We start from the raw sequence: 14,644 nt of genomic DNA on the forward strand, positions 1-14,644 counted from the left end.
GTCAAACGTCGACGCCGCTTTCGTTCGAGCGATGTATCCACGAGTTATTCGAGGCCCAAGTGCAAAAGGCGCCGGAAGCGGGCGGTGGTCCATGACAAGGAGAGACTGAGCTATGGCGAACTCAATGCGCACGCCAGCCGGCTGACGCATCATCTGATCGAGCTTGGGGTCAAGCCTGACGAGCCGGTGGCGATTTGCTTGGATCGCAGCCTGGCGATGGTGGTTGGTTCTTGGCGATCTTGAAAGCAGGGGGCGCCTATCTGCCGCTAGATCCGGCTTATCCCTCAGCGCGGCTGCGGCATATTGTCGAAGATGCAAAACCAAAATTGTTGCTTTGCGATGTCGCCGGTCGAACCGCATTGGGCGCGGAGACCTTAGCCCATGTGACGGTGGTCGGCTTGGAGACGACGACGCCGTCCTGGGCGCAGCAGTCGCCTTCGAAGCTGGAGCCGGGCAAGCTTGGCCTCACATCGCGCCATCTCGCCTATGTCATCTATACCTCCGGCTCAACCGGAGTCCCCAAGGGCGTTCAAATGACCCATGGCGCGCTTGTGAATTCGCTTATGGGGTATGGGCACGTCAAAACTGCGCACGCTTCAATTCGCGACCCTGAACTTCGATGTGTCCTGCCAGGAATTGTTCATTTGTTGGAAGGACGGGGGAGTGCTTGTCCTCCTGTGTGAAGAGACAAGGAAGCGCTTCTCCGGCCTGCTGGAGCTTCTAGAGCGGGAGGCGATCGAGCGGCTTTTCCTGCCATTTGTGGCATTGAATCATCTTGCAGAAATCTGGAGCACGCGGCGCGTGCAGCTGCCCTCTTTAAGAGCAGTATATACAGCCGGCGAACGATTGCAGGCGACGCCGCTGCTTAGGGCTTTCTTCGAAGCACACCCGAACGCGAGATTGATTAATCAATATGGATCCACAGAAATCAGCGTCATATCCGAGCACCGCCTTGCAGCTGATCCGTCATGTTGGACCGAGATGCCTCACGTCGGGCGTCCCATCGCCAACACGCGGGTGTACCTGCTGGATGGCGATGGCAGGCCCGTGCCGTTCGGTGCGGTGGGCGAACTTTACATTGGCGGGGCGGGGGTGGCGCGGGGCTGTTTGAACCGCCCCGAGCTGACAGCCGAACGGTTCATCGCCAGTCCCTTTGTCGATGGCGATCGGCTGTACCTGACCGGCGACCCTGGCGCGCTACCTGCCGGACGGCAATATCGAGTTCCTGGGCCGCAACGACGATCAGGTGAAGATCCGCGGCTACCGCATCGAGCCGGCTGAGATCGTCGCAAAGCTTTGCGAACACGCCTGGGTGCGCGAGGCGGTGGTGGTGGCACGCCAGAACGGCCCCGGTGACAAGCATCTGATCGCCTATGTGGTCTGTGCGCCCGATGCCGGCTCGGACCAGGGGGATGGAGGCACCTTTGCAAGCGCCTTGCGCGCGCACTCGAGTGCGCTTCTGCCGGACTACATGGTGCCGAGCGCACTTGTGCGGCTGGAAGCGCTTCCGCTGACGGTAAACGGCAAGCACGATCGGAACGCGCTGCCGGCCCCTCGCGATCAGGCCTATGCGCTGGCGGGCTATGAGTCGCCGCAACGATCGGTCGAGATCGCGCTGGCGCAGATCTGGGCCGAGCTGCTTGGTGTCGAGCGCATCGGGCGCAACGATCACTTCTTCGAACTGGGCGGCCACTCGCTCTTGGCCGTGCAGACGCTCAGTCGAGCATCAAATTTCGGGTTAAGTTTTGGCGCCGCCGACATCTTCCGAGCACCTGTCCTGAAGGAGCTTGCATCGAAGATTCATTTGCAGGTGGCCACAGTACCAGGGCGGTGATCCCCCTTTGAACGACCGGATCGCGCCGCCGCTCTTGTTCAACGGCTCAATGCTACAATTCGAAATGGATCCAGGTCTTTACTGCATATCAGGCGGGTCAATGTTGGGCGCCGATCTTGGGGCGCGAAGGCCGCGCCGATTCATACTCCGCGCTCAAGCTGCGTATGAACATCGTGCAGACGTGGCACGCCTTGCTTGGCGTCCAAAAGGAGCAAAACCGCTCCAGGGCCCATTTGGACTACGAGTATCGTATGGTGAGCTAAGCCACGGCATCCGCACCGCACTCAAGATCAAGAGATCGTGACAGCATCCGGCAAGCGGCTGATCGCGCTCGTAAGCATTCGGGCTACCGGAAACCGAGCGTTTCTCCAAGACAGCTTTGACACTCTTCGTCTAGACTAAGTCACTGACAAACCTCTGTTAGTCAGATCGACCACGGCGTCGCACGCGGAAATGACATCTCTCCGATGGGTGATCGCTAGCACCGTCACATCCTGCGCTAGCGTGCGGATATGGTCCATAATGTCCCGCTCGGTCCGTTCGTCCAGCGCAGAGCTGGCCTCGTCGAGCAGAAGGATTGCGGGCTGACCGTAGAGGGCGCGCGCAACGGCAATGCGTTGTCGCTCACCGCCCGAAAGTTTCAAGCCGCGTTCTCCAACGGTTGTTTCAAATCCTTCTGGTAGCCCCTCAATCAATGGGAGAATAGCGGCGTCTTTTGACGCACCGCGAAGCCGGACCTCGTCGCGGGGCCGCCCCAACAAAATGTTGTCAGCCAGAGACTCATTGAGCAACATCACGTCCTGCGGCACGACAGCAACTGCTGCATACCAATCCGCACGATCTATCGTCGCTAGCTCGATATCATCGACGAGAATTCGGCCCTGGTCGGGCTCGATCGATTTCAGGGCGAGCTTAAAGATAGTGGACTTTCCCGATCCGGTTTCACCGACAAGAAATGTAATCCGGCCGCGCCGGGCCCTAAACGAGACGTTGGTAACGCCGCGACCGTCGTCGTAGGCATAACTAATGCCCTCGAAAGACAGTCGGCCTGCGGATGGTTTGAAATGCCGATTCTGAGATGTCTTCCGCTCTTCCGGTGCTGCCCACAGTTGACCTAAAGGGATGAGGTCGGCCCGCGAACGCGCCACGTCAGAGATACCCCTCGCGACTGTATCAAAGGGCATGTTGAGCTGCAGTAGAAGCGTATTGAATAGCACAATATCACCGACGGTGGCCGTGCCGTCGTGGTATTGAGGTATCAGAAGGAGAAGCGTGACCGCAAATTGTAGCGCAACTGCGAGGCCGAGCAATGCGATGTAGGGCAATCGTTGCAACACATAGGCTCTCCAGCTATCACGGACCTCCCGCGCGATTGTCGTAAAGCGTCCGTTCATCCAGGAGTGACTGCCGAAATGGCGCAACGTGTCCATCGCGTTCATGACGTTACCCGCGAACCGAGCATTCTTCTGCCCGGCTTCGACCGCCGCATCCACGAACACGCGCGCCTTACGCGTGGAAATCCAAGTCAATGAAATCGCGATTGCTCCATAAACGGCGACAATTGCAGCAATCTGAATACTGAGCAGCGCGCCGAGAGCAAACAGCGTAAGCAGCAGCTGCATTGAAGCAGGAATGAAGACCACCATTCCAAGCTGGATCAACGTCATCAAGGCGCTGCGCCCGCGAGCGGCCGCACTCTGTATCTCAGCCGGATTACACTCAAGAAAAAAGGTAGGGGTTTTCTTGAGGATGCAATCGAAGAAGCGAGTTGCCGCAATGAATCCAAGATTCTCGGCTGTCATGAAGGATAAGTTCTGCAGCATGCGATGAAATGCAGAGGCCACGCCGATCAGAACCGCATAACCGGCGAAACCCCAAGCGGCCGTCGACATGTCGTCGCTGCGCGAAAGACGATCAATGAGATACGAAAATACGTACGGGCCCGCGACGCTGCTGGCGCTGGAGAATAGCGCAAGCGCCGCAACGATCAGAAGCAAGCGTCGATCGGATCGCCAGTACGCCTGAAGAATTTCAGAAGCCGGTGACGATACGCTTTCGTTGGTCTGCTCTGCTGGGGATCCGGTGAATGGTGCCTTGCTTGCACTGGAGAGCGAGGACATGGTGCTTCGATCTGAATTCCATCCTATCTCAAGTAAAGATGCGGCTCAGCAAAATGCGGTCTCAGCGGAGTTGCTGCCGGCTACCGATACTAGACGCCACCCCAACTCCAAACTGTCGATGTTGGTAGGTTGTCACCCGCCGCCTCAAAAGAGAGCTTTTGATTGTGCCTCGGCACGTTCCGCGCCACCTTTCGGCCTACGGTGCGCAACAGGCTTGCGTTGGCGTTACCCCTCTGGCTACTGGCTTCCACGTTGTGCGTCGTCGGATCGCGAATATCATTCGAGCCCAGCGCGACAGCTGAGTCAGGCTTATTTTATCTCTGGATAGGCGAGGGCTGGCTCGAGGCCTCAGTAGTCATCGGCCTGTTCTTACGCCGGGTAAGGGGGGTGGTCGATGGCCGCCGCCATGACACCCCAGTCGGGCGAACGTGCCAACTGATGGCCGTTTGGCGGCACGGCGCCGCCGATGGAAACCTCCCTGCTCCCTGTAATCTCCACCACTTGAACGCAAAAACCTGAGAGAACGTAAGGCTTCAGCCAGGGCTTGACTTGCCAGGGAAGATTAGTCTAGTTATGCAAGTAACGGGTAGGCCCGACCTTCGTCGAGTGCCCAAGCCTGTCTCAGCCCAGAGAGGCAACATGGAGGAAATTGGTACCGAGCGGCGAGGCGGCATTGCGCACATCGTTCTGAACCGTCCGACGGTAAGGAATGCTGTGACGCTTACCATGTGGCGCGAGCTCGCTAACATCTTCTCCAGCTTCGCCGCCGATCAGGATGTTCGCGGGGTTATTCTGAGAGGGGCGGGCAATGACTTTTCCGTTGGCGCCGACATCTCCGAATTTAATCACATCCGAGAAGATCGACATCAGGCGGCAGCGTACGAAGTCGCGGTCGATGCCTGCTCGGGAGCAATTGCTGCGCTGGGAAAGCCCGTCGTCGCTGCGATTTCTGGCTTTTGCCTGGGAGGCGGCTGCCATCTTGCGCTTGCCTGCGACTTTCGTTTCGCCGACCGCAGCACGACAATCGGAATTCCGTCGGCCAAGCTTTCGATTGTCTATGGGGTGAACAGCGTTCAGCGGCTCCTGGCACTCACGGGGCTGTCGAATGCCAAGCGGATCCTCTATTCAGCAGACCGCTTCGCAGCAGAAGATGCCGCTCGGATGGGCTTAATCGATGAGCTTCACGAAGACGCCGTCGCAGCCGCCGAGGAGGTCCTACATCGCTTATCCGGCAACGCGCCGCTCTCAATTTCAGGTGCCAAGTTCATGCTGAATGGTCTTACGATGGGTAGCGGCGCGCTCGATCTTGCGGCAGCACAGCGGCTCGTCGACGAAGCGTCCGACAGTAGCGACTTCAAGGAAGGCCGCGAGGCCTTCGTGCAGAAAAGAGCACCATGCTTTCGTGGGAGGTAGTTCGGAGTAGGAGTCGAGGTTTGGAGAGGGCCCATGAAGCCTGCCAAGTTTGATTATGTGTCGCCATCGACGGTCGAGGCCGCCATCGAGGCACTTGTCGCCTCGAACGGAGAAGGGAAGCTTCTCGCCGGCGGCCAAAGCCTGCTGCCGCTCTTGAATTTCCGGATGGCACGACCTTCGGTTCTGATCGATCTCAACCGCATTGAAGGGCTTTCCTACATTGAGCATCGAGAGGACCGGATTGCGGTCGGGGCGCTGACACGGCATCGTGACCTCGAACACTCGCCGCTCATCGCTGCGAAACTTCCAATTATTTCGGCTGCAATGCGCCATGTAGCTCATCTGGCCATACGCAATCGCGGTACGATCGGTGGCAGCTTGTCCCATGCAGATCCTGCCGCGGAACTGCCGATGCTAGCGGTGTTCTATGATGCAACGATATCTATTCGGGGCCCGGATGGGCTCCGAAAGGTCGCCGCGGAGGAGTTCTTTGTCGATGCTCTGACGAATTGCCTGGAGCCGGATGAAATCGTCGTCGAAGTCGGATTTCCGGTTCTTGATCACGATGGGTGGGCATTCGAGGAGGTCGCCCGCCGTTTCGGCGATTTTGCGCTGGCTAGCATCGCTATCTCCGTTCGCCGCAGAGGGGGCGCGCTTGAGGATGCGCGCGTTGCGGTGATGGGAGTGGCCGACACTCCGCTGCGTTTGAGGGAAGCCGAGCGGGAGCTCGTTGCACTGCCGCTCGACGACCAAGCTCCGGAGCTCTTTTCCGAGATCGTCGCGTCCAAGATTTCGCCGAACGACGATCTTCATGCATCGGGTGAGTACCGCATGCATCTGCTCAAAGAGCTGTCCAGGCGTGCCTTGCGCACCGCTCTCACACCAAAGGAGCAAGCGGTATGACAGAGATCTCGGTGAAAGTGAACGGACAGCGTTACGACGTCACAGACGTTGAGCCGCGCATGCTGTTGTCCGACTTTTTGCGCGATCGGCTAGGCCTCACCGGAACGCATGTCGGCTGTGAGCACGGTGTCTGCGGCGCCTGCACTATTCTCGTGGATGGCGATAGTGCGCGCTCCTGCCTTATGCTGGCGGTCCAGGCCGATGGTGCCGAAATTGTAACCGTCGAAGGGCTCGGGTCGGCGGATGAGCTCAATGTCCTGCAATCTCAATTTCGCGAGCATCACGGACTCCAGTGCGGCTACTGCACGCCGGGCATGCTGATGACTGGCGAGGACATGCTGCGAAAGTATCCGCTGGCGACCGATGAGGACATCAGAGAGGGCCTTTCCGGCAATCTCTGCCGCTGCACAGGCTACCAGAACATCGTGGTCGCGATCCGAAGCGCCGCCGCGCTGCGGGGAGGGGGGAAATCATGAAGTTGAACTTCCTCGCCGCGGGGCGCCTTCGGATGAAGAAGAGCATCTACGTGGCCAGCGCCGATCGGAACGAGACAATCGATCTTCCCGTCAGCAGTGCGCTGATCCGGCATAAGCAAGGCAACGTGCTGTTCGACACCGGATGTCATCCCTCCGTGATCGATGATGCAGAAGGACGCTGGGGGCCGCTCGCGAAAGTCATGAGGCCGATGATGCGGGCGGAAGAGACGCTCCTGCCCAGCCTCGCTTGCACCGGCCTTCGGCCGGACGACATCGACATCGTGGTCAATTCGCACTTTCACCCCGATCATTGCGGCTGCAATCAGTTCTTTCGAAAAGCGACGATTTTCGCCCATGCCAAGGAGATCGAGGCAGCGAAGGCACCTGGCGCCGATACAGCAGGATACCTCAAAGCCGACTGGGACTACGGACACCCCGTCGATCCCGTGAATGGCGAGAAAGATCTGTTCGGCGATTCCAGTGTCGTGTTGGTTCCTCTTCCGGGCCACACACCTGGCACTATGGGCGCACTGGTCAGCCTGGACCGTGACGGTCAGTTCCTGCTTGCATCCGACGCTGTCAGCCTGCGCCAGAACCTCGATGTGGACGCGGCCCCCCGTAACACCTGGAACGTCGAGCAACAAATGAAGTCGTTCGAGGAAGTCCGCCGGATCGAGAAGTCCGGCGCTACCGTGATCTGCGGACATGACGATGCGCAATGGCAGAGCTTGCGCAAAGGCGGCGACGGCTATGAATAGAGATCGTCGCGCCAACCCCTCCGATGTGCTGCGCCCGAAAAACGTCGGCGCACCGATCAGGCGGAGCGAGGATCCCCGCCTGCTCGCGGGTAACGGGGAATACACGGCGGATCGCAGGCCGGATCGGCCGCTGCATATCGCCTTTCTGCGCAGCGCACAGGCGCATGCAACAATCGCGCGGGTTGGTACCGCCGCCGCTCTGGAGGCGCCGGGTGTCGTCACAGTGCTGACCGCGGAGGACATTGCCGGCGACTTCAAGCCCGTCATCCCGTTCTCTCGGACGCCGAACTACTATGCAACTCCGATTCTGCCGCTCGCCTCGGGAAAAGTCCGTTATGTCGGAGAGGCGGTCGCAGCTGTCGTTGCAACCTCGCGCTACCTGGCTGAGGACGCGGTCGAATTGATCGAGCTGGACTACGAACCGCTGGTCCCGGTCGCGCGTGCTGAGGCGGCGGTCGCCGAGGGGGCACCTCTGCTGCATGAGGAGGCTGGGACCAACGTCCTGATTGCCCGCGAGTTCAAGAAGGGGGACGTTGCGGCCGACTTGGGCGCTGCCGCCGTGAGGGTAGGTGGGCGTTTCGAAATGACCCGCAAGGCGGCGCTCGCGATGGAGCCGCGCAGCTATTCGGCAGAGTTTGACAAACGCGGAGACGCGCTCACGCTCTACACGTCATCGAACATTCCGGGAATTGTGCGTGATGCCATTTCGGAGTCACTGTCACTTCCAGGCCATCGCTTGAGAGTGGTCGCTCCCGACGTTGGTGGTAGCTTCGGCTCCAAAGGATCGCTTTATCCAGAGGAGCTCTTGATCTGCATCGCCGCACGCAAGCTGCGCCGGTCGATCAAATGGACGGCAGACCGGCTTGAGGACGTCAGCAGCAGCAGCCAGGCTTTTGCAGAGATCGTCGACGCCGAGATGGGCTTCGACACAAACGGTATGGCCATCGCGCTGAAGGCAGACGTGATCGGCGACGTCGGAGCCTTCTCGATCTATCCGTGGACCTGCGGGCTCGAGCCGGTGCAGGTCGTCAGCTTCCTGCCCGGGCCCTACAAAATACCATCCTATCGCGGCGCAGTTCGCGGCGTCGCCACCTGCAAGCCGCCGACCGGCCCCTACCGGGGCGTTGGTCGGCCCGTGTCGACCTTTGTCTGCGAGCGCTTGATGGACATGGGGGCCAAGGCTCTCGGGATCGATCCGCTCGAGATCAGGCGCCGCAACCTGGTACGGGCCGAGGAATTTCCATACCGTATCGCGTCCGGGATCATCTGGGACAAGACCGGCTTCGTCGAGTGCCTTGAGGCCGCCGCCAAGGCTGCAGGTTACGATCAGCTCAGAAAGCAGCAGTCGGAGGCCCGCAAGCGCGGGCGACTTTTCGGGATCGGCATCGCCTCCTATGCAGAACTGACAGGGATCGGCTCTCGGATTGCGGTTGCGCCGGGTATGCCCATCAATACGGGCTCGGAAACCGCGAAGATCACAATCGATTCGACAGGGGGTATCACCGCAGCGTTCGGCGTCGCCTCCCATGGCCAAGGGCTCGAGACAACTCTGGCGCAGATCGTCGCCGACGACCTCGGTGCTCGTTTCGAAGACATTCGCGTCATTCAGGGTGATACCGACGAGATCCCGATGTCGACCGGGACCTACGCGAGCCGCAGCGCGGTGCTCGGCGGTGGTGCTGCAAAGCACGCTTCTGAGATCCTGAAGGGGAAGATCAAGCGAGTTGCATCGCATCTTCTCGAGGCAAGTGCGGACGACCTGGAGATTTCCGAAGGCAAGGTGAACGTGCTGGGCACCGATCGCGCGGTGTCTTTCAAGCAAATCGCAAGAGCCGTCTATTCCGACATGAGGACCTTGCCGGTCGAAGCACGGGAAGAACTGGCGGCGAGCTACACTTATGACCCGGTCAACGGCACAACCGCAGCAGCAACTCACATCGCTGTCGTCGAAATCGATCCCGCGACGTGCTTTGTGAAGATACACAAGTTTGTTGTCGCCGAAGATTGCGGCCAGATTATCAATCCGATGATCGTCGATGGTCAGGTTCACGGTGGCGTAGCGCAAGGGATCGGCGCGGCCCTGTTCGAAGAACTGATCTATGACGACGATGGCCAATTGCTCACCGCAAGCCTTGTCGATTACGTGATTCCGTCCGCACCGGAAGTGCCGGCCATGGATGTCGTCCACGTCGAAAGCCAGTCTGCGGTGGCCGGCGGTTTCCGCGGCATGGGCGAAGGCGGAACAATCGGCGCGCCCGCGGCGATCGCCAACGCCATTGCTGACGCGCTATCGCCCCTTGATATCGACATCTCGATCCTTCCGATGACGCCGGAACGCATCTTCAGGCTTATTCAGAACGCCAAACTTGGAGCAAAGGAAAAACCATGACCGATCTGAAGCGACGTGTGGCGCTTGTCACGGGAGGCGGTCGCGACGTCGGCGCCGCAATCTGCAGGATGCTGGCTGAAGGTGGCGCGTCCGTTGCCGTGAACTACCACAGCTCGAAGGCGGAGGCAGAAGCTGTCGTCGCCGAGATCAAAAATGCAGGCGGACAAGCGAAAGCCTATCAAGCCGACATAGCCAACGCAGACGTCGTCAAGAAGATGGTTGCGGACGTCAAGAGCGACTTCGGCGGTCTCGACATTCTCGTCAACAACGCTGGATTGGTCTTCCGAAAGAAGTTCAGCGAGAGCACGCCGGAGGATTGGAAGAAGCAGATCGACACCTGCCTTTACGGCGCATTGAACTGCTCACATAGCGCCGGACCACTGCTTGAGGCGTCGGGCCGAGGCCGCATCATATCGATCATGGGCGACTCATCGCGCGTTGGTGAATCCGGCCTCGCGCTCGGCGCGGCCGCGCGCGCCGGCACCATCGCGCTCATGAAATCGCTCGCTCGTGAATGGGGCCGTTCGGGGGTCACCGCGAACTCGATCTCGCTCGGCCTGATCGAGACCGCACATGACAAGGCCTGGGTGGAAGCCAATCGCGACAAACTGGTCAAAGCCTATGCCATTCGTCGCCTCGGCCTGCCTTCGGACGTAGCCCCCTTGGTGAGTTTGCTCGCCTCCGACGCCGGCGCCTGGATCACCGGCCAGGTGATCAGCGTGAACGGCGGTTATTCGATGGTCTAAAGGAGGGCGGCGATGCTGCACGTTGATCTGATTGCGCCGATCGCGACGCTCCTCAATCGGCACGCAAAGAGCCGACCGGAGCAGGTAGCATATTGGGATTCGACACGGTCCATCACGTACGCCCAGCTCGCCGACCGCACGGCCTCGATCGCGGCGGCTCTGACAAGGGCCGGCTTGAAGGAAGGCGACAGGCTGGCAATCTATTTGCCGAATGGTGTCGACTGGATCGAAGCCTGCTTCGCCGCGTTGCGGGCCGGCGCGATCGTGGTGCCGATCAGCTTTGAGGCGGCTGAGGGCGAGGTCAGCTATCGCCTGACCGATGCCGATTGCGGTGTTATCGTCACTACGAATTTGCGTAAGGATCTGCTGGATAAGCTCTTTAGGGATGCATGTATCTCACCGACAGTCATCTTCGCTCAGAGGGGTGCCGACGGCACCGGAGTATCGATAGCGAATCTTGCCAAGGACCCAGGTGCGGCGCCGCTGGATCCGACCGACATCGATCGGACCTCGTTCATCATCTACACATCGGGCACCACGGGACGGGCTAAGGGTGTGCTGCTGTCGATCCGTGGCATGCTTTGGGTCTCAGCAGCTTGTTGGGCGCCGATTGCCGAATTGACAAGCGACGACGTGATCTTGTCGCCGCTTCCGCTCTTCCATTCCTATGGTCTCAATTTTTCGGTCCTCGGCGTTCTTGCCGTTGGCGCCAGTGAGCACATCATGGAGCGCTTTTCACCACAGCAAGCGCTCGAGCTGCTGGCGACCGGCAAATATTCGATCATGCCGGGCGTGCCGACGATGTTCCACTACCTTTTATTTCGCGCGCAGGAAGACGGCATCGAGCGTCTCGGATCCGTCCGCCTGTGCATCTCGGCAGGCGCAATTATGCCCGCGACCCTAAACAAGGCTTTCGAGGAACGCTTCAAGACGCGGCTCCTTGACGGATACGGCATCACCGAGACATCCACCATGGTGACGATGAATTGGCTGCATGGCGGCAGGCCGATGGGATCTTGCGGCCTTCCAGTGCCGGGCCTCGCTGTCCGCATCGTGGATCCTTCCTCGCTGGAGGACGTTCCGATCGGCGAGGAAGGCGAACTAATCGTCCGCGGACCGAACCTCATGCAGGGCTATCACAACAAGCCGGCGGAAACCGCATCGGCGTTGCGCAAGGGTTGGTACCATACGGGCGACCTCGCTAAATCGGACCCGTCGGGCTACCTGACGATCACCGGCCGGATCAAGGAGCTGATCATCCGTGGCGGTCAGAACATCGCGCCGGCCGAGATCGAGGAGGTGGTCGTCAAACATCCCCAGGTCAGGGATTGCGCAGTCGTTGGCATGCGGCACGCGACCCTAGGCGAGGTACCCTGCCTCTTCGTGGTCGCCAAGGACGAGGCTCTCGACATCCCCGCGCTGCTGGAGCATTGCAGGGCACATCTCTCGTCATACAAGATCCCGGAATCCACGCATCTCGTTGGAGAAATTCCGCGGACCGGATCCGGCAAGATCATGCGCTTCAAGCTCGTCGAGGCCCTGAGCAGCCAGGCTTGAGCAGCTTGGGCCTTCATTCGACGGAACGTGGACCAAGCGCACCATAGGACTTCGGGTCGTAGGCGAGCCGATACCGCATGTCGGCAGCTAAAATCGGCGTTCTGCACCGGTCGCAATTGACGACGGGATCAAAGTCGTGGCCGCACTTGACGTGCGTAAGAACAAGAGGTGGCTTTCCCTTCGACAGAAATCGATCGCCCCATCGCAGCATGGCGATGAACGGACCGTAAAGTTCCAAACCCATGTCGGTCAGGAGATATTCATAGCGGTCGGGTGAACTCTGATACTGCCGGCGCCGGAGCACTCCATTGGCGACTAAGCGATTCAACCGATCGGTCAGGATGTTGGGGGCGATTGCGAGCTCATTGAGGATCCTGTCGTAACGCCGGTTACCAAAGAATCCCTCGCGGACGACCATGAAACTCCATTTGTCGCCGATGATTTCGAGAGCGCGGGATACCGAGCTCGGGCGACCGAGCACGAAGCGGCTTCCCTCAGAGGGGCGCCGTGTGTTCCGGCCAGGCTTGGCCGGACAGCGCCCGGCCCCCGGCCCATCGCGATACTTGACTTCTCGAGCTGGAACCCTTTCGCCGCAATGGGAGCACGTGACCACCGGGTGACTCTCGCAGCCGCACGTCGCGTGAACGAGCGTCAGCGGCGGCGGCTTACCCTTCGATAGCCAGCGGTCACCGAACTGCATGAGCGCAATAAAGCTAGGGTACAGGTCGAAACCCATTTTCGTCAGCCTGTACTCCTTCCTCGGTGAAGAGCCGGGCGCGACCTGACGGAAGATCGCGAGCTGCGTGAGCTTTCTCAGCCGATCGGTCAGAGTAGCCCGGGGAATGCCGAGGGCTGATCGAAAGGCTTCAAACGTCTGTGTCCCGAAGAATGCCTCGCGAATGATCAAGAAAGCCCATGCGTCGGAGACGATGTCCAACGTACGGGCGACAGAGCAGTTGCGCTCGGTTCGTCCAGCAGCGGTACGGGGCAAGGCCGCTGTTGCCTTCGATTTGGTCGCGGTTCTCTGGAGTTTGGCGGCAACAGGCATCCGAATCGGTCCGTTCACACAAGCTGCCACGATCGGGCAGCCTGAAAAGTCGCGCAGCTGTAGCACACCGGCACGATTGACTCGTCGAAAATTTCAGTCTAGTTATGCATGTAACAATAGTCTAGTTATGATAGTAATTCGGGAACGGAACGATAAACCTGGGGAGGAACGCCATGAAGCGGAGCGTGGAAATTGGCCTGATTGCAACGGCGGCGATCCTGACGATGAGCGTCGGCGCCAAAGCTCAAACAGGGGCCGTCTCGGACGATGTGGTGAAGATCGGTGTGTTGACCGACATGTCGGGGCAGTTCTCACACGAATCCGGTGAAGGCGCGGTGACTGCGATCAAGATGGCGGTTGAAGATTTCGGTGGCAAGGTGCTCGGGAAGCCGATCGAGGTCATCGTCGCGGATCACCAGAACAAGCCTGACACGGCGTCCGCGCTGGCGCGCAAATGGTTCGACGTCGAGAAAGTCGACATGATCGGCAACCTCATCAATTCCTCAATCGCACTTACGGTTTCCGGGCTTGCGAAGGACAAGAACCGGATCGCCATTATCAATGGCTCCGGATCGTCCCGTCTAACGGGGGATGCATGTACGCCGAACAGCATCCACTACTCTTACGACACCTATGCGCTCGCACGCGGAACTGGGACCGCGCTGGCGAAAGAAGGCAAGAAGTCCTGGTACTTCCTAACAGCGGACTACGCCTTCGGACATGCCCTGGAAGCCGACACCTCAGCCGTCGTGAAGGCGATGGGCGGTGAAGTCGTGGGGTCGACCCGATACCCGCCTGAATCCTTCGATCAATCCTCGTTCCTGCTCCAGGCGCAGTCGTCCAAAGCCCAGGTTGTCGCGTTGGCGGGCTCCGGCAACGTTCTGGTTAACTCGATCAAGTCTGCGCAGGAATTTGGCATTCAGCAGCACCAAACGTTGGCTGGCCTGCTGGTCTGGGAAACCGACATCAAGGCTCTCGGACTTTCCGTAGCCAAAGGACTGGTATTGACCAATGCTTTCTACTGGGATCGCGACGACGAGACGCGCGCATGGTCGAAACGGTTCTTCGACAGAATGAAGGTGATGCCGCACATGGGCGATGCCGGCGATTATTCATCGACGATGCACTATCTGCGCGCAGTCGAAGCGGCGGGCACCGACGAAGCGCAGGCGGTCATGAAAAAGATGCGCGAGATGCCGATCAATGATTTCTTCGCCAAAAACGGTCGCATTCGAGAAGACGGCCGCATGGTGCACGATATGTACGTGTACGAGGTCAAGAAGCCGTCGGAATCGAAGGGAGATTGGGACTTCTACAAGCTTCGCGAGGTGATCCCGGGCGATCAGGCGTTCCGTCCGCTCAAGGAGAGCACCTGTCCGCTGGTACGGAAAGGTTGACAA

Annotated in this window: 12 protein-coding genes and 1 pseudogene; 11 read left to right on the forward strand and 2 right to left on the reverse strand. The window is 59.6% G+C overall.

Features of this window, described 5'->3' with window-relative positions; genetic code table 11:
- Positions 1 to 84: 84 nt before the first annotated feature.
- The 3 genes and pseudogenes from GGD61_RS41460 to GGD61_RS24210 all read left to right on the forward strand — a co-directional run bounded on the left by GGD61_RS41460 (position 85) and on the right by GGD61_RS24210 (position 1,834).
- The gene (locus GGD61_RS41460; RefSeq protein ID WP_183231280.1) at positions 85 to 243 is read left to right on the forward strand and encodes an AMP-binding protein; all 159 of its coding nucleotides are present in this window, start codon (positions 85 to 87) and stop codon (positions 241 to 243) included.
- Positions 240 to 1,281 (forward strand): annotated as a pseudogene (locus GGD61_RS40640) (AMP-binding protein). The gene GGD61_RS41460 and the pseudogene GGD61_RS40640 overlap by 4 nt, the downstream one beginning before the upstream one ends.
- Complete coding sequence (locus GGD61_RS24210) at positions 1,247 to 1,834, forward strand: phosphopantetheine-binding protein (RefSeq protein WP_183231283.1); 588 nt, start codon at positions 1,247 to 1,249, stop codon at positions 1,832 to 1,834. Before GGD61_RS40640 ends, GGD61_RS24210 begins: the two are co-directional and overlap by 35 nt.
- A gap of 398 nt (positions 1,835 to 2,232) precedes the next feature.
- Here GGD61_RS24210 and GGD61_RS24215 read toward each other — a convergent pair whose 3' ends face one another.
- Entirely contained in the window at positions 2,233 to 3,954 is a 1,722-nt protein-coding gene (locus GGD61_RS24215; RefSeq protein WP_183231284.1) for an ABC transporter ATP-binding protein, read from the reverse strand.
- A 639-nt stretch (positions 3,955 to 4,593) separates the two neighbouring features.
- On the opposite strand from GGD61_RS24215, the gene GGD61_RS24220 reads away from it, so the two are divergent.
- From GGD61_RS24220 to GGD61_RS24250, 7 genes are read left to right on the forward strand one after another with little or no spacing between them, the layout of a single operon-like run.
- On the forward strand, positions 4,594 to 5,367 hold the full coding sequence (locus tag GGD61_RS24220) for an enoyl-CoA hydratase-related protein (protein WP_183231285.1): 774 nt from the start codon (positions 4,594 to 4,596) through the stop codon (positions 5,365 to 5,367).
- 33 nt (positions 5,368 to 5,400) lie between these two features.
- A complete protein-coding gene (locus GGD61_RS24225) occupies positions 5,401 to 6,270 on the forward strand; it encodes a xanthine dehydrogenase family protein subunit M (protein WP_183231286.1) in 870 nt (289 codons plus the stop codon).
- Positions 6,267 to 6,746 (forward strand): (2Fe-2S)-binding protein, encoded by a 480-nt coding sequence (locus GGD61_RS24230; protein ID WP_183231287.1) that lies wholly within the window; start codon positions 6,267 to 6,269, stop codon positions 6,744 to 6,746. The genes GGD61_RS24225 and GGD61_RS24230 overlap by 4 nt, the downstream gene beginning before the upstream one ends.
- Positions 6,743 to 7,504, forward strand: coding sequence for an N-acyl homoserine lactonase family protein (locus tag GGD61_RS24235; protein ID WP_183231288.1), 762 nt, complete (start codon positions 6,743 to 6,745; stop codon positions 7,502 to 7,504). Before GGD61_RS24230 ends, GGD61_RS24235 begins: the two co-directional genes overlap by 4 nt.
- Positions 7,497 to 9,893 (forward strand): xanthine dehydrogenase family protein molybdopterin-binding subunit, encoded by a 2,397-nt coding sequence (locus GGD61_RS24240; RefSeq protein WP_183231289.1) that lies wholly within the window; start codon positions 7,497 to 7,499, stop codon positions 9,891 to 9,893. The genes GGD61_RS24235 and GGD61_RS24240 overlap by 8 nt, the downstream gene beginning before the upstream one ends.
- Positions 9,890 to 10,639: an SDR family NAD(P)-dependent oxidoreductase gene (locus GGD61_RS24245; protein WP_183231290.1), complete on the forward strand. Its 750-nt coding sequence runs from the start codon at positions 9,890 to 9,892 to the stop codon at positions 10,637 to 10,639. The genes GGD61_RS24240 and GGD61_RS24245 overlap by 4 nt, the downstream gene beginning before the upstream one ends.
- A gap of 12 nt (positions 10,640 to 10,651) precedes the next feature.
- Positions 10,652 to 12,196 (forward strand): class I adenylate-forming enzyme family protein, encoded by a 1,545-nt coding sequence (locus GGD61_RS24250; RefSeq protein ID WP_183231291.1) that lies wholly within the window; start codon positions 10,652 to 10,654, stop codon positions 12,194 to 12,196.
- 13 nt (positions 12,197 to 12,209) lie between these two features.
- On the opposite strand, the gene GGD61_RS24255 is transcribed toward GGD61_RS24250, so the two are convergent.
- Positions 12,210 to 13,244: a helix-turn-helix domain-containing protein gene (locus GGD61_RS24255; RefSeq protein ID WP_183231292.1), complete on the reverse strand. Its 1,035-nt coding sequence runs from the start codon at positions 13,242 to 13,244 to the stop codon at positions 12,210 to 12,212.
- Between the two features lie 224 nt (positions 13,245 to 13,468).
- Here GGD61_RS24255 and GGD61_RS24260 point away from each other — a divergent pair, with 224 nt between their 5' ends.
- The gene (locus GGD61_RS24260) at positions 13,469 to 14,641 is read left to right on the forward strand and encodes an ABC transporter substrate-binding protein (RefSeq protein ID WP_246786020.1); all 1,173 of its coding nucleotides are present in this window, start codon (positions 13,469 to 13,471) and stop codon (positions 14,639 to 14,641) included.
- Positions 14,642 to 14,644: the final 3 nt, after the last annotated feature.

The sequence above is a fragment of the Bradyrhizobium sp. SBR1B genome, assembly GCF_014198205.1.
In the GTDB taxonomy this organism is placed as follows: Bacteria; Pseudomonadota; Alphaproteobacteria; order Rhizobiales; family Xanthobacteraceae; genus Bradyrhizobium.

What these genes read in the sequence shown, in the direction of transcription:
- GGD61_RS24215 (WP_183231284.1), bottom strand. Translation starts at nt 3,954, where the DNA reads ATGTCCTCGCTCTCCAGTGCAAGCAAGGCACCATTCACCGGATCCCCA.
- GGD61_RS24220 (WP_183231285.1), top strand. Translation starts at nt 4,594, where the DNA reads ATGGAGGAAATTGGTACCGAGCGGCGAGGCGGCATTGCGCACATCGTT.
- GGD61_RS24225 (WP_183231286.1), top strand. Translation starts at nt 5,401, where the DNA reads ATGAAGCCTGCCAAGTTTGATTATGTGTCGCCATCGACGGTCGAGGCC.
- GGD61_RS24230 (WP_183231287.1), top strand. Translation starts at nt 6,267, where the DNA reads ATGACAGAGATCTCGGTGAAAGTGAACGGACAGCGTTACGACGTCACA.
- GGD61_RS24235 (WP_183231288.1), top strand. Translation starts at nt 6,743, where the DNA reads ATGAAGTTGAACTTCCTCGCCGCGGGGCGCCTTCGGATGAAGAAGAGC.
- GGD61_RS24240 (WP_183231289.1), top strand. Translation starts at nt 7,497, where the DNA reads ATGAATAGAGATCGTCGCGCCAACCCCTCCGATGTGCTGCGCCCGAAA.
- GGD61_RS24245 (WP_183231290.1), top strand. Translation starts at nt 9,890, where the DNA reads ATGACCGATCTGAAGCGACGTGTGGCGCTTGTCACGGGAGGCGGTCGC.
- GGD61_RS24250 (WP_183231291.1), top strand. Translation starts at nt 10,652, where the DNA reads ATGCTGCACGTTGATCTGATTGCGCCGATCGCGACGCTCCTCAATCGG.
- GGD61_RS24255 (WP_183231292.1), bottom strand. Translation starts at nt 13,244, where the DNA reads ATGCCTGTTGCCGCCAAACTCCAGAGAACCGCGACCAAATCGAAGGCA.
- GGD61_RS24260 (WP_246786020.1), top strand. Translation starts at nt 13,469, where the DNA reads ATGAGCGTCGGCGCCAAAGCTCAAACAGGGGCCGTCTCGGACGATGTG.